At 59.7% G+C, this 13,131-nt stretch carries 14 protein-coding genes; 8 read left to right on the forward strand and 6 right to left on the reverse strand.

Annotation, left to right across the window (positions count from 1 at the left end):
- The first annotated feature begins 73 nt into the window (after positions 1–73).
- From EnteroDNA1_RS08995 to nudI, 6 genes are all read left to right on the forward strand, one after another.
- Positions 74–1,477, forward strand: a complete 1,404-nt coding sequence (locus EnteroDNA1_RS08995) for a TolC family outer membrane protein (protein WP_039263438.1) — start codon at positions 74–76, stop codon at positions 1,475–1,477.
- On the forward strand, positions 1,474–3,672 hold the full coding sequence (locus EnteroDNA1_RS09000; RefSeq protein WP_069303204.1) for a type I secretion system permease/ATPase: 2,199 nt from the start codon (positions 1,474–1,476) through the stop codon (positions 3,670–3,672). Before EnteroDNA1_RS08995 ends, EnteroDNA1_RS09000 begins: the two co-directional genes overlap by 4 nt.
- A gap of 10 nt (positions 3,673–3,682) precedes the next feature.
- Positions 3,683–4,852, forward strand: a complete 1,170-nt coding sequence (locus EnteroDNA1_RS09005) for an HlyD family efflux transporter periplasmic adaptor subunit (RefSeq protein ID WP_086374946.1) — start codon at positions 3,683–3,685, stop codon at positions 4,850–4,852.
- A gap of 252 nt (positions 4,853–5,104) precedes the next feature.
- A complete protein-coding gene (locus EnteroDNA1_RS09010; RefSeq protein ID WP_064673553.1) occupies positions 5,105–5,404 on the forward strand; it encodes a type II toxin-antitoxin system RelE/ParE family toxin in 300 nt (99 codons plus the stop codon).
- 10 nt (positions 5,405–5,414) lie between these two features.
- Positions 5,415–5,762, forward strand: a complete 348-nt coding sequence (locus tag EnteroDNA1_RS09015) for a HigA family addiction module antitoxin (protein WP_033146339.1) — start codon at positions 5,415–5,417, stop codon at positions 5,760–5,762.
- Positions 5,763–5,806: 44 nt separating this feature from the next.
- Positions 5,807–6,232: a nucleoside triphosphatase NudI gene (gene nudI, locus EnteroDNA1_RS09020; RefSeq protein WP_064673552.1), complete on the forward strand. Its 426-nt coding sequence runs from the start codon at positions 5,807–5,809 to the stop codon at positions 6,230–6,232.
- On the opposite strand, the gene EnteroDNA1_RS09025 is transcribed toward nudI, so the two are convergent.
- Positions 6,204–6,935 carry a helix-turn-helix domain-containing protein gene (locus EnteroDNA1_RS09025; protein WP_069303205.1) on the reverse strand — a complete coding sequence of 244 codons (732 nt, stop codon included), beginning with the start codon at positions 6,933–6,935 and terminating at the stop codon, positions 6,204–6,206. The genes nudI and EnteroDNA1_RS09025 overlap by 29 nt on opposite strands.
- A gap of 97 nt (positions 6,936–7,032) precedes the next feature.
- Between EnteroDNA1_RS09025 and EnteroDNA1_RS09030 the strand changes: the two genes are divergently transcribed.
- Positions 7,033–7,452, forward strand: coding sequence for a nuclear transport factor 2 family protein (locus EnteroDNA1_RS09030; RefSeq protein WP_039263434.1), 420 nt, complete (start codon positions 7,033–7,035; stop codon positions 7,450–7,452).
- Between the two features lie 2 nt (positions 7,453–7,454).
- On the opposite strand, the gene EnteroDNA1_RS09035 is transcribed toward EnteroDNA1_RS09030, so the two are convergent.
- The 3 genes from EnteroDNA1_RS09035 to EnteroDNA1_RS09045 form a co-directional block, all read right to left on the reverse strand.
- Positions 7,455–7,973: a DUF6622 family protein gene (locus tag EnteroDNA1_RS09035; RefSeq protein ID WP_069303206.1), complete on the reverse strand. Its 519-nt coding sequence runs from the start codon at positions 7,971–7,973 to the stop codon at positions 7,455–7,457.
- 84 nt (positions 7,974–8,057) lie between these two features.
- On the reverse strand, positions 8,058–9,239 hold the full coding sequence (locus tag EnteroDNA1_RS09040; protein WP_069303207.1) for an aminotransferase-like domain-containing protein: 1,182 nt from the start codon (positions 9,237–9,239) through the stop codon (positions 8,058–8,060).
- A gap of 19 nt (positions 9,240–9,258) precedes the next feature.
- Positions 9,259–10,146 (reverse strand): LysR family transcriptional regulator, encoded by an 888-nt coding sequence (locus EnteroDNA1_RS09045; RefSeq protein WP_069303208.1) that lies wholly within the window; start codon positions 10,144–10,146, stop codon positions 9,259–9,261.
- Positions 10,147–10,243: 97 nt separating this feature from the next.
- Between EnteroDNA1_RS09045 and EnteroDNA1_RS09050 the strand changes: the two genes are divergently transcribed.
- Positions 10,244–10,846: a short chain dehydrogenase gene (locus tag EnteroDNA1_RS09050; RefSeq protein WP_069303209.1), complete on the forward strand. Its 603-nt coding sequence runs from the start codon at positions 10,244–10,246 to the stop codon at positions 10,844–10,846.
- On the opposite strand, the gene EnteroDNA1_RS09055 is transcribed toward EnteroDNA1_RS09050, so the two are convergent.
- Both EnteroDNA1_RS09055 and EnteroDNA1_RS09060 read right to left on the reverse strand, forming a co-directional pair.
- Entirely contained in the window at positions 10,840–11,574 is a 735-nt protein-coding gene (locus EnteroDNA1_RS09055) for a class I SAM-dependent methyltransferase (protein WP_069303210.1), read from the reverse strand. The two genes, EnteroDNA1_RS09050 and EnteroDNA1_RS09055, sit on opposite strands and share 7 nt — an antisense overlap.
- Before the next feature lie 177 nt (positions 11,575–11,751).
- Positions 11,752–13,131, reverse strand: a complete 1,380-nt coding sequence (locus EnteroDNA1_RS09060; protein WP_069303211.1) for an amidohydrolase family protein — start codon at positions 13,129–13,131, stop codon at positions 11,752–11,754.

The following is a 13,131-nucleotide window of genomic DNA, read 5'->3' on the forward strand; positions in this document are numbered from 1 at the left end:
GCAAGAGATGACCCGGGCGCACAGCGCCCGGGCATAAATAATAAAGACATACTCTTTTTAATAGGGACATGACATGGGAATGAAGATGCCTCACTGGTGGCTCTCGTGCTGCCTGATATCTGTGCCCGCTCTTTGCGCGAACCCGGCGGCAATCATCAATACCGGACAGCTTCGCGAAACGCAGGAACTCCCCTCGCTCAATGGCCGCGTCGCACCTGCGGCCGGCAAAGCCGCACCCGGTTCATTGCAGCTTGGCGATGCCGTCAACCGCGCCGTCACCTGGCACCCGGCCATCAGCGAAGCCGTGGGGAAACTCTACCAGCAGAGCGAAGAGGTGGACGTCGCTAAATCAAAATACTATCCGCAGATTAATGCCGGCGTGGACAACGGTTATTCCCACGACGGTGACCAGAACGGCTTTACGCCGTCGCTGGTGCTTTCTCTCTCACAGATGCTCTACGACTTTGGCAAAGTGGACAGCCAGGTACGGGCCGAGAGCGCGGGCGTTGCCCAGCAGCAGGCCAACGTGCTGGTGAGTATCGACACCATCGCTCACGATACCGCCATCGCCATGGTGCAGGTGCAAACCTGGCAGCAGATGGTCGAGACCGCTAAAGAGCAGCTCGACGCCCTCTCCTCCATTGGCACGCTGACCCGCCAGCGTAACGACGAAGGGGCCACGTCGCTTTCTGACGTGGTGCAGACCGATGCCCGTATCGAAGGCGCCCGCGCCCAGCTGATGCAGTACCAGGCCAGCCTGGACAGCGCCCGCGCCACGCTGATGAGCTTTCTCGGCTGGAACAGCCTGAACGCAATCAGCAATGACTTTCCGCAAAAGCTGGGCCGGAGCTGCGACATTGCCGAGCCGGATGACCGTCTGGTGCCCGCGGTACTTGCCGCCTGGGCGCAGGCTAACGTCGCCCAGGCGAACCTCGATTACGCCGACGCGCAGATGACGCCCACCGTCTCGCTCGAGCCGGAGGTGCGTCACTACATGAACGATCGCTATGCGGGGAGCGAAACCCGGGATCGCACCCAGTATTCCGCATGGGTGAAAGTGCAGATGCCGCTCTACCAGGGCGGCGGCCTCACCGCCCGGCGTAACGCTGCCGGACACGCGGTGGAGGCGGCGCAGTCCACCGTTCAGCGTACGCGTCTTGACGTCCGCCAGAAGCTGCTGGAAGCCCGCAGCCAGGTGATGAGCCTGCAAAGCACGCTGCAAATCCAGGGCCGCCAGGAAGCCCTCAGCGCCCGCACCCGCGAACTGTACCAGCAGCAGTATCTCGATCTCGGCTCGCGCCCGCTCCTCGACGTGCTCAACGCCGAGCAGGAGGTCTACCAGGCGCGCTTCACCCAGCAGCAGACCCTCGGTCAGCTGCACCAGCTGCAGCTCAACTGCCTGTATAACACCGGGCAGCTGCGTCATGCGTTCGATCTTGATAACCGCACCATCCAGACCGTGGAGATCCAGCCATGAAGCAACGCGAAATTCCGCAGGGCGAAACGATGACGGATGAGGCGCTGGCGCAGTGGGCGCAGGCCTTTGGCTTTGTCGCCACGCGCTACCGCGTCGCCTGCTCGCCCGGCGCGCTGATCGCAGGCGCGCCGTGGCTGAAAGGCAAACCGATGGTGCCCGCCCTCACCCAGCTGGCCCGCGAAGCGGGGCTGTCGTTTCAGCTTCTTACCGACGATCGGCAGGCGATCAACAGCTGGCGTCTGCCGGTGGTGGTGGCGATGAATGACGGCAGGATCGGCGTGATCGAGCATTTCGACGGGGACGATACGCTGGAGGTCAGCTTTTTCGACGATGAGACCTACACCAACCGGCTGTCGATGACGGCGATGCTGCCCGCTATCCGCCACGTCATTGCCCTGCGTCCACTCGCCGCGCTGAAGGACAGCCGCGTGGATGCCTATATCTCAAAATACCGCCCGGACTGGCTCTACCGGCTGGTGATGCGCGACCTGCGCCCCTACAGCTGGGTCATGCTGGCCGCCCTCTTTATCAACGTGCTGTCGCTCTCCGGGATCGTCTTTTCCATGCAGGTGTATGACCGGGTGATCCCCGCCCAGTCCTATCCGACGCTTTACGTCCTGACCATCGGGGTGCTGATTGCCACCCTGTTTGGCTTTGTGCTGCGCGTGGCGCGCGGGCACATTATGGATCTGCTCGGCAAGCGCTCGGACATGCGCGTTTCGGATCGCGTCTTCGGCCACGCGCTGCGGCTGCGCAACAGCGCGATCCCCCGCTCCACCGGCAGCTTTATCTCTCAGCTGCGCGAGCTGGAGCAGATCCGTGAGATGGTCACCTCGTCCACCATTTCGACCATTGTCGACCTGCCGTTCTTTCTCCTGTTCGTGGTGGTGCTGGCGATCATCGCCCCGCAGCTGGCGTGGATCGCCCCGGTCGCGGCGGTGATCATGGTCCTGCCCGGCCTGCTGCTGCAGAAGAAGCTGGCGGAGCTGGCAAAGCAGTCGGCCCATGAATCGACCCTGCGCAACGCGGTGCTGGTGGAGAGCGTGCAGGGGCTGGAGGACATCAAGCTGATGCAGGCGGAAAACCGCTTTTTGCAGCAGTGGAACAGCTATATCCAGATCACCGCGGAATCCGGCCTGCGCACCCGCGAGCTGACGCAGAACCTGATTAGCTGGGGGATGACCATTCAGAGCCTGGTCTACGCCGGGGTGATTGTGGTCGGCGCCCCGATGGTGATCGACGGCACCCTCACCACCGGTTCGGTGGTCGCCGCGTCGATGCTGGCCTCCCGCATGATCGCCCCGATGGCGACGCTGTGCGGCGTGCTGGCGCGCTGGCAGCAGGTCAAAGCGGCAAAAGAAGGGCTGGACATCATCATGCAGCTTCCCACCGAAAATCAGCGCGAGGAGACGCCGATCCGCCAGGACGTGCTGCGCGGTCATTACCTCTTCGAGCAGGCGCAGTTCCGCTATCAGCCGGACGATCCGCGCATGGCGCTGCGCATTAACCGGCTGGAGATCAGACCGGGTGAGAAAGTGGCGATCCTCGGGCGCAACGGCGCGGGCAAATCGACCCTGCTGCAGGCCATGGCGGGCGGAATGGATCTGGCGGCCGGCGAGCTGCGGCTTGATAACTTCAGCCTGCCGCATCTCGACGTCGCCGACGTCCGGCGCAACGTCGGCTTTATGACCCAGAACGCGCGGCTGTTTTACGGCACCCTGCGCGAAAACATCACCCTCGGCATGCCGCGCGCCACCGACGAAGAGATTTTCGAGGCGCTGGAGCTGACCGGCGCGGCAGGCTTCGTGCAGAAGCTGCCCAAGGGGCTGGACTACCCGATCATGGAAAACGGCGTGGGGTTATCCGGCGGGCAACGCCAGTCGATTCTGCTGGCGCGGATGCTGCTGCGCGATCCGAATATTGTGCTAATGGATGAACCCACCGCGTCGCTGGACGAGCACACCGAGCGGGAATTCATCCAGCGTCTGGGCGACTGGCTCGGGCATCGCACCCTGATTGTCGCCACGCATCGCGTGCCGGTGCTGGAACTGGTGGAGCGCGTCGTGGTGTTAAAAGAGGGGATGCTGGTGATGGACGCGCCAAAAGCCCAGGCGCTGAACAACAGCCGTATGCAGCAGCAACAGCAGCAGGCAGCAACCGGACGGGAGTGGAAAAATGAAAATCAGTCAGCGTGACGTGGCGGCAATGGACGATCTGGATAACGCCCTCGACTCCGAAAGCGGCTATACCGGCGCGCGTCGGATCGTGATCTTCTCGCTGCTGATGTTTGTGGTGCTGGGCGTCTGGGCGTGGTTTGGCGTGCTGGATGAGGTATCAACCGGCTCGGGTAAAGTGATCCCCAGCTCGCGCGAGCAGGTCTTACAGTCTCTCGACGGCGGGATCCTCACCGAGCTGAACGTCCACGAGGGCGATCAGGTGCAGGCCGGGCAGGTGCTGGCGCGGCTCGATCCAACGCGTTCCGAATCGAACGTCGGCGAAAGCGCGGCGCGCTACCGGGCCTCACTGGCCTCCAGCGCCCGCCTGTACGCCGAGGTGAACGATCTCCCGCTGAAGTTCCCCCCTTCGCTGGCAAAGTGGCCGGATCTGATTGCTGACGAAACGCGCCTCTACAACTCCCGCCGCGCGCAGCTGGAGGATACCCAACGGGAGCTGCGCGCCGCGTTAGATCTCGCCAATAAGGAGCTGGCTATCACCCAGCGGCTGGTGAAAACCGGTGCCGCCAGCCACGTGGAGGTGCTGCGCCTGCAGCGGCAGAAAAGCGATCTGGAGTTGAAGCTCACCGACGTACGCTCGCAGTATTACGTTCAGGCCCGGGAGGCGTTATCCAAGGCCAACGCCGAGGTGGATATGGTTTCGGCGATCCTCAAAGGCCGCCAGGATTCCGTCACCCGTCTGACGGTAAAATCTCCGGTACGCGGGATCGTGAAAAACATTAAGGTCACCACCATCGGCGGCGTGATCCCACCCAACGGCGAGCTGATGGAGATTGTGCCGGTGGACGATCACCTGCTGATTGAAACCCGCCTGTCGCCGCGCGATATCGCCTTTATCCACCCGAACCAGGAGGCACTGGTTAAAATCACCGCCTACGATTACGCCATTTACGGCGGCCTGCACGGGGTCGTCGAAACGATCTCTCCGGACACCATCCAGGACGAGGCCAAGCCGGAAGTGTTCTATTACCGGGTGTTTATCCGCACCAGCCAGGATTACCTGGTGAATAAGGCGGGCAGGCACTTCTCGATTGTGCCGGGGATGATTGCGACGGTGGACATTAAGACCGGCGAGAAAACGGTGCTGGATTATCTGATCAAGCCGTTTAACCGGGCGAAAGAGGCGCTGAGGGAGCGGTAGTCAATCGCCGGGTGGCGGCTCCGCCTTACCCGGCCTACATACCCGGAGGCCCTTGCAAGCGCAGCGCCGCCGGGTATTTAACCGCACGTCAGAACTGGAACCTACCTCGGAATATTCATCTTTAGCCATACATCCCACTTCCCTTCAGCCATCGCCCAGGTAATATTAACCGCAGACAAAAAACGCACTTGCGCACAGTGCGGGAGTGCATTACTATTCAATCAGCTTCAAGGACTGGAGCTCAGCACCATTATGATTAGTTATTTTCGGGATCAATGGCTTGAGGATTTTTTTCTTTACGGCAGATCGAGCAATGTTATTCCTGCAAATCTGGAAACAACGCTTGCGAGAAAGCTCGATATCATCAGGGCAGCAACCTCGCACAGGGATTTGCGATCGCCACCGGGCAATATGTATGAAGCATTGAATCCTCCGCTGAAGGGATATTCCTCTATCCGGGTAAACAGGCAATACAGGCTCGTATTTCGCTGGACAGAGGGTAAAGCAGAAGATCTCTACCTCTCTCCACACAAGTACACGCAACACAAGTGAGGCATCACCTATGACACTTCAACAGGCACTCCGCAAACCCACCACGCCGGGCGACGTGTTGCAGTATGAGTATCTTGAACCGCTCAATCTGAAAATCAGCGATCTGGCGGAGATGCTCAATGTTCACCGCAACACCATCAGCGCGCTGGTCAATAACAATCGCAAGCTTACTGCCGATATGGCGATCAAACTGGCAAAAGCCTTTGATACCACGATTGAATTTTGGCTTAACTTACAGCTGAACGTCGATATCTGGGAAGCGCAATCCAACCCCAGGACGCAGGAGGAGCTAAGCCGTATAAAGACCGTTGCGGACGTCATGGCTAAGCGAAAATCTGGCCAGCCGGATGTAGCCTGATTCGGTAAACACTTCACCTATCAATACTTTTTCAGGAAGAAATCATGCGCCAACGAACCATTGTCTGCCCCATCATCCAGAACGACGGTGCCTATCTCCTGTGTAAAATGGCCGACGATCGCGGCGTGTTCCCCGGCCAGTGGGCTCTCTCCGGCGGTGGAATGGAGCCGGGCGAAACCATGGAACAGGCGTTGCGCCGTGAGATCCGCGAAGAGCTGGGCGAAGCGCTGGAGATTGTCTCGGTTACGCCATGGGCTTTTCGCGATGACATCAGGGTGAAAACCTACGCCGATGGCACTACAGAGGAGATTTACATGATCTATCTGATCTTCGACTGCATCAGCGCCAACCGGGAAGTCACGTTTAATGAAGAGTTTCAGGAGATCGCCTGGGTTAATCCGGAATCGTTAAAAGAGCTGGATCTCAACGCAGCCACGCGTGTTACCTTCGCCCAAAAGGGCCTTCTTTAATCACCCACTGTCCCGGCGTTTTACCGGTCCATGCTCTGAAAACCTCAATAAATGCGCTGACGCTGCTGTAGCCGCAGGACAGCGCAATCCACCCTACCGGCTTCCCCGCCGCCAGCCACTCCATTGCCCGCATGACGCGAGCCAGCTGCCGCCAGTTAACAAAATTCATTCCGGTCTGGGCGCTAAACCGACGGTTGAACGTACGCACGCTCATCCCAGCATGAATAGCATGGCTCTCGACCGTCTGGTTATCATCGACAAACTGCAGCAAATGGCTGACCACGTTCTTCAGACGCGGATCCGTCGGCACGGGCAGAGAAAAGCGAGCCTGGGGCGTCAGGGCAAGCTCATCCAGCAGCAAAGCAAGCTTTCGCGGATCGTACTCGCTCTCTGCATCGCATAAACGGGAAAACAGTGCATGGGTGAGATCGTCGGGCTCGAACAGCGCGGGCGCATCGGGAAGCATTGCGCACACGGCGGGGTCAAGAAAGATAGCGCTGCCTTCTACCGCACTTTTGGAAAAAGCGGCGTGCTGCCGATCCGGAGGGATCCAGCCGATGTGTTTTGCCGGTACGACCGATCGCGCCTGCTGCGTCTCAATGACCAGCAGCCCCGTTGCAATGCGCCACAGCTGGCCGGTGCGATGACTGTGCCGGGGCGTTCGGTACCCGCCGGGATGAAGGAGCGTTTCAACACTGACCATATCATTTTGACCGAAAATCGTTATTCTTCGGCGTATTAGAGAAACTGCGACTTCGGCTGTCAAGGATAATGGTGATTCAACCATATAAGGAGCCCGCATGAGCATTATCACGTCCCTGATAGCCCACACCGACAACGCCGCGCAGCGCGAAAAGATGGCCTGCCTGTTAACCCGCTTATTCAACGGCGATATCGATCCGGCAGAGGTATTTACGCCCGATTACCAGCAGTTTACGGACGGTCACGCGCTTGACTACCGGGGTTTTGTCCAGCATCTGAGCCACGTCAGCTCACAGATCCGCGCAATCGCCTTTACCGTGGTGGAGATAGCCTGCCATGACGAACTTCTGGCTGACCGGCATATCGTAACGGTCACGTATCCTGATGGTCGTCAGGCAGAGATCGAGGTTTACCTGTTTGCCGCGCTGCGTGAAGGGAAAATCTGGCGGATCCATGAAGTCACGCGAGCACTCAGCGGCGATGCTGCAGATCGCACGCTGGCACACGCGACAGAATAACCTTACTCCGCCGGGCGCGGTGCGGCACTGTTATACACCCCAACGTAACGCGCAAATTTCCCGAGAAACACGCCGGCAAACACGCCGCCGGAGACGATCGCCAGCGCGCTCATGGCGGGCTGCTGCATCGTCTGGGGAGAGACCGCGCTCATCACGCCCAGCACATACTTCACGCCGAACGCCAGCATCATAAACGGCAGCGCGGTGTAGTCTGCCTGGCGGTAAAGGGTGCGCGGCGCATCTGCGCGGGTGATAACCGCCTGCTTAATCAGGATATACCCCAGCGCGGCCCCGGCGAGGATCCCCGCCGTCCACAATGCGACAGTTCCGGGCGTCAGGGTGCGGTAGACCACCAGATCGTAGATATCCCAGATTAGAAATATTGCCGGAATGATGGCAAGCCTCTCCAGCGTGACGGTGGCGGGCCTGCGGGCTTTAATGCCGCGAGAGATAAGGAAGATAAACAGCACCCACACCCAGGCGGGCGTGTGCGTAACGACACCGAACAGAAATTCAAACATGGAGATCTCCATGGACGATCGCGGCCCGTGCCGCCTGAACGCGTATTGCGCATAACGGCAGGAAAACCATTATGCGCAGGTCTTTTACAGCGATTTTTTCAGGCGTTGAACCGCTTCCTTCAGCTCTTCATCCGTTGGCGTGACAAACGACATACGCAGCGTTGAATGGTCTGGCTCATTGCAGTAGAAAAATTCGCCCGGCACAAATACTACGCCGTTACTTAACGTTTTTTCCAGCCAGCGGGTGGTATTACTACCATTTTTCATATTCGCCCACAGGAACATGCCGCCCTTCGGCTTGTGGAACGACATCACATCGCCCAGCTCGGCCTCCAGCTCGGTTGCGAACGTCTGGTATTTCTGGCGATAGGCTTCGCGGATCGTTTTAATCTGATCGGGCAGGCGACCGGTTTTCAGGTATTCATACGTCATCAGCTGCGACAGCGTGCTGGTGTGCAGGTCGGTGGTTTGCTTGAGGTTGACTACTGCGCGCTTCAGCCATTCCGGCACCAGCACCCAGCCCACGCGGGTCCCTGGAGCGAGAATTTTGGAGAAAGTCGAGGTATACACCACGTTCTCTTCGTTGCCGATATCTTTGGCATGGGCAATTAACGGGCGGAAAACTTCATCGGTATAATTAATTTCGCTGTACGGATCGTCTTCAATAATGACGAAGTCATAGCGCTTCGATAGTTCCACCAGCTGTTTGCGACGCGCCTCAGAAAGGGTTACCCCGCCAGGGTTGCCAAACGTCGGAACAATATAGACCGCTTTGATGGTTTTATTTGCCACCAGCGCTTCAAGCTCGTCGACCTTCATGCCGTCGCCATCGGTGCCAACGGATTCAAAATTCGCCTGCGCCAGGCCAAATACCTGCAGCGCAGCAAGATAGGTTGGACGCTCAACCACAACGGTATCGCCCGGGTTAATTAATGCACGCGCCAGCACGTCGAGGGACTGCTGTGAACCGGAGGTCACGACCACATCATCTGCCTTGCAGCGGATCCCGCGCCCTTCACAGATGCGCTGAATTTCTTCCCGCAGCCCCGGTACGCCTTCGGTCAGACCGTACTGAAAGGCCTCGCCAAAATGCTGTGATAATACGGCATCAGCGGCAATTTTCAGCCCTTCGTGATCGAACAAAGCCGGGTTAGGAATACCCCCACCCAGCGAAATGACGCCGGCCATTTTGCTATGTTTTAATAATTCACGGATGGCAGATGATTGCAGGCCCTGCGCGCTGCTGGCGAGTTTATTCACAGACATTCTTTGCATACCTTCTTTTTTATAGTGTGCCCAATCTTAGCAGAATATGGGCGATAAATTCCGTTAGCTTAGGGAGAGGTCGTAAATCCTGACGCCACAGCAAATGCACGGGTCTCGGCGCCGGAATATACGCCTCCAGCACCCGCACCAGCCTGCCGCTTTCCAGATCTTCCGCCACCAGCACTTCCGGCTGCAGCAGCAGTCCCGCCCCGGCTCTCGCGGCCATCCGCAGCCCGTAGCCGTCGTTGCATCTTAAGACCGCATCCCGCTTCCAGCGCACCTCGCCCTCAACGCCCGGCAGCCGCCACTCGTTGCGCGCGGTCCACACGCTGTGGGACAGGCAGAGATGATCCACCAGATCGACAGGGGTTTGCGGCGTACCGTAGCGCGCAAGATAGTCCGGCGCGGCGCAGATCACCATCCGGTAAGGGCAGAGGTATTTCGCCACCAGATCGTCGTTGTGAATGTCGCCAATGCGAATGGCCAGATCGATACCTTCCTCCACCAGATCCACCATCCGGTTGGTGAGATCCAGCTCAATGCGCACCTCCGGGTAGCGTTGTAAAAAAGAGGCCGTAAGCGGCGCGATCGCGCTGCCGCCAAACGAGGTGGGCGCCGTCACGCGCAGGGTGCCGGACGGCGCGGCGCGCAGGCGCTCCACGGCGCTTTCGGCGATCGCGACCTGCTCCAGCACCCGCTTCGCCTCGTCGAAATAGACCCGCCCGGCGTCGGTCAGGCTCTGGCGCCGCGTGTTACGCTCCAGCAGGCGGCTACCGAGCTGTGATTCCAGCAGCGCAACGTATTTCCCCACCATTACCGCCGACATCTCCAGCCGTGCCGCCGCACCGGTAAAGCTGCCGCTTTCAACCACGGCAATAAAGGTCTCCATGCTGCGAAGCTTATCCATATTCCAAACTCCTGGTTAGCAATCTTCTAACTTTAGCCCAGTTTATCTGCATTTTTATTTATTAAAGAATGGGGGCTCACAACATAAGGAGTCAGCTATGAAAATCGTCATTATTGGTGCCAGCGGTACGGTCGGTCGTGCGGTAACGGAAGAGCTGAGTCGTCGCCACGAGGTCATCCGCGTCGGCCGCACGCAGGGCGACGAGCAGGTGGATATCACCTCGCAGGCGAGCGTCCAGGCGCTGTTTGAGAAAATCGGCCCGGTGGATGCGATTGTCTCCGCCAGCGGTGGCCTTTACTTTGGCCCGCTCGCGACCATGAAGGACAGCGACTTTGACCAGGGCCTGCAGGACAAGCTGCTCGGGCAGGTGCGCCTGGCGCTGACCGGCCAGCATTATCTGAACGAGGGCGGCTCGATTACGCTGATAAGCGGCATCGTGGCGCACGAGCCGATTGCCCAGGGCGTAAATGCCACCACGGTAAATGCGGCGCTGGAAGGATTTGTACGCGCCGCAGCCTGCGAGCTGCCGCGCGGGATCCGCATCAACCTGATTAGCCCGACGGTACTCACCGAATCCGTCGAAACGTACGACGGCTTCTTCCCGGGCTTTGAGAGCGTTCCCGCCGCGACCGTGGCTCAGGCCTATCGCCGCAGCGTGGAAGGCGTGCAGAGCGGGCGGGTGTATAGGGTGGGTTACTGAGCCTTACGGGCGGCGATCAGCACCAGCATCGGGCGCTCTGCCTCTTCGGCCAGCGCGGGCCAGGCGTCAATCTGCGCCTGCGCTGGCCCCCACTCGTTGACGTCGCTTATCGTTAATCCGGCCCCGATCAGCGCGTTAAGCGTGGTGCCGAGCGTGCGGTGGTATTTAACCACCCCGTCCGCCAGCCAGTTGCTGACGCGTTTGCCTTCATCCTGATAATGGTTCACGCCCCAGAACCGCTCGCCGTTATCGTCGGTCAGCCATCCCTGACGGGTGGCGCAGGTGTAGATCGGGTGCTCCATTGAGAACACCAGGCTGCCGCCTGGCTTGAGCGCGCGCTGAACCCTGGCGAATAACGTATCCAGTTCCGGCAGGTAGTGCAGCGCCAGCGAGCTATAGACCAGATCGAGGCTGTTCTCGTTAAGCTTAAGAGATTCCAGATCGCTACGCTGATAGTGAATCTGTGGGTCAGCGGTAAGCTCCGCCGCGCGGGCGAGCATCTTTTCTGAGATATCGACCCCCGTGACGTCAGCAGCGCCCAGCTCGCGCGCCGCGCGGCAGAACCAGCCGTAGCCGCAGCCGAGATCGACAACCGATTTGCCGGTTAAATCCGGCAGCATGCCTTTTAGCGCGGGCCACTCCGGCGCGCCGTCCAGACCCTGCACCGAGCGTGGAAGCCGGGCGTAGCCTTCAAAAAAAGCCGGATTGTCGTAGATATTTTGTGCCATGGCAGATCCCTCTTTGAGAATATGCATAGCAGTATACTGCATTGTCGGGTGGCGGCTTCGCCTTACCCGACCTACGGAAGTGCGGCCTGATGCCCTCACCTCAACCCTCTCCCACAGGGAGAGGGAGAAATGCACGTCAACCCAACCCTCTCCCACAGGGAGAGGGAGAAATGCACGTCAACCCACCGAGCCCCAGACAAGGTTGCCCTTATGGAACGTCGCGGTGCGCGGTGAAATGCGCGCCACGGCCTCGGCGGAGCAGGAAGCATCCACCAGCACAAAGCTGGCATCATCCTGCGCTTTCGGCCACACGCGCTCGCCTTTGTCGTTCAGCGGCAGCACGTCGCCGGTGGCGATACCGAGCGCGCGTGAGAGCGTCTGCTCGTTCGGGCGGATGTAGAGCTGAGCGTAAAGATTCGCCTTCTCCAGCATGTCCCCCAGACCGTATGGCGACCAGTGGTCGATGACGCTGTCGGTCCCCGTCATCACGAACACGCCCTTCTCGCGCAGCTGCTTCAGCGGCATATGCAGGGTGCCAATCGGCACGGTGGAGGCGATGGTCACCTGCTGCGCCGCCATGCGGGTGGCGATCTCATCCACCTGCTGCTCGTTGAGCGTCGCCAGCGCGAAGGCGTGGCTGATGGTCAGCCTGCCCTTCAGCTCCGGCGTTTTCTCCACGGTTTCGACCATATAGTTCACCGCTGCCACGCCCGCCGGGCTGGTTTCGTGCAGGTGGATATCCACCCCTTTGTCGTAGTCCAGCGCAATCTGGAACATGGTGTCGAGGGATTTCTCCATCGCGCCGTCGACGTTGGTAGGATCCAGCCCGCCCACGTAGTGCGCCCCGGCCTGCATCGCCTCGCGCATCAGCTTTTCGGAGTTTGACAGCAGCAGCCCGTGCTGCGGAAAAGCGACGATTTCGCAGTCAAAGCCGGGCTTACGGCGCGATAAAACCGCCTGCAGGTTTTCCAGATTCTTCAGGCCGGAGGTCGGCTCGATATTGCAGTGGCTGCGGGCGATGGTGGAGCCTTTCGACTGGATCAGATCGATCAGCTTTTCCGCGCGCTCCTGGGTGTAGGGCTGTAGCTCCGGCAGCAGCTTCTGCTCAAGGCGGATCATGTCCTGAATCGTGGTGCCCGCGGGGCGGTTCAGGGAGCGCCACGGACCGCCGTAAAAGGTTTTATCCAGGTGAATGTGCATGTCGCGCATCGCCGGGAGCATCAGCTTGCCGCCCGCATCGTAGTGCGGCAGCGTGGCGTCGGCGTGGCGCTTGTTATCGCGCAGGGCGACGATCTTCCCGTCGTTAATTTCCAGCGTTTTCAGCTCGGTGCGGGTGCTCGTCGCCACACCGCCGTCGACGTTGAACCCGGCCTCCAGCAGCACGTTGTCCAGATAGTAATGTTTCGCGGTGATGCTCATCGGTTTGCCCGTCTCGCAGGTTGGCTTCGCGGGGTCAGCAGCATACGCGACGGATCCGGTGGCGCCAAACAGCGCGCAGGCGGTGACCATTTTGCCGCTCTGGCTGATAAATTCGCGGCGGCTTTTGTTTTCACTCAT

It is taken from the genome of Enterobacter sp. HK169 (genome assembly GCF_001719105.1).
In the GTDB taxonomy this organism is placed as follows: domain Bacteria; phylum Pseudomonadota; class Gammaproteobacteria; order Enterobacterales; family Enterobacteriaceae; genus Enterobacter; species Enterobacter asburiae_B.

Excerpts from the sequence above, each read along its gene's own strand:
- EnteroDNA1_RS09060 (WP_069303211.1), bottom strand. The coding sequence starts at position 13,131 with ATGAGTGAAAACAAAAGCCGCCGCGAATTTATCAGCCAGAGCGGCAAA.
- EnteroDNA1_RS09045 (WP_069303208.1), bottom strand. The coding sequence starts at position 10,146 with ATGGATAAGCTTCGCAGCATGGAGACCTTTATTGCCGTGGTTGAAAGC.
- EnteroDNA1_RS09015 (WP_033146339.1), top strand. The coding sequence starts at position 5,415 with ATGACACTTCAACAGGCACTCCGCAAACCCACCACGCCGGGCGACGTG.
- EnteroDNA1_RS09010 (WP_064673553.1), top strand. The coding sequence starts at position 5,105 with ATGATTAGTTATTTTCGGGATCAATGGCTTGAGGATTTTTTTCTTTAC.
- EnteroDNA1_RS09030 (WP_039263434.1), top strand. The coding sequence starts at position 7,033 with ATGAGCATTATCACGTCCCTGATAGCCCACACCGACAACGCCGCGCAG.
- EnteroDNA1_RS09035 (WP_069303206.1), bottom strand. The coding sequence starts at position 7,973 with ATGTTTGAATTTCTGTTCGGTGTCGTTACGCACACGCCCGCCTGGGTG.
- nudI (WP_064673552.1), top strand. The coding sequence starts at position 5,807 with ATGCGCCAACGAACCATTGTCTGCCCCATCATCCAGAACGACGGTGCC.
- EnteroDNA1_RS09055 (WP_069303210.1), bottom strand. The coding sequence starts at position 11,574 with ATGGCACAAAATATCTACGACAATCCGGCTTTTTTTGAAGGCTACGCC.
- EnteroDNA1_RS08995 (WP_039263438.1), top strand. The coding sequence starts at position 74 with ATGGGAATGAAGATGCCTCACTGGTGGCTCTCGTGCTGCCTGATATCT.
- EnteroDNA1_RS09050 (WP_069303209.1), top strand. The coding sequence starts at position 10,244 with ATGAAAATCGTCATTATTGGTGCCAGCGGTACGGTCGGTCGTGCGGTA.
- EnteroDNA1_RS09040 (WP_069303207.1), bottom strand. The coding sequence starts at position 9,239 with ATGTCTGTGAATAAACTCGCCAGCAGCGCGCAGGGCCTGCAATCATCT.
- EnteroDNA1_RS09025 (WP_069303205.1), bottom strand. The coding sequence starts at position 6,935 with ATGGTCAGTGTTGAAACGCTCCTTCATCCCGGCGGGTACCGAACGCCC.
- EnteroDNA1_RS09005 (WP_086374946.1), top strand. The coding sequence starts at position 3,683 with ATGGACGATCTGGATAACGCCCTCGACTCCGAAAGCGGCTATACCGGC.
- EnteroDNA1_RS09000 (WP_069303204.1), top strand. The coding sequence starts at position 1,474 with ATGAAGCAACGCGAAATTCCGCAGGGCGAAACGATGACGGATGAGGCG.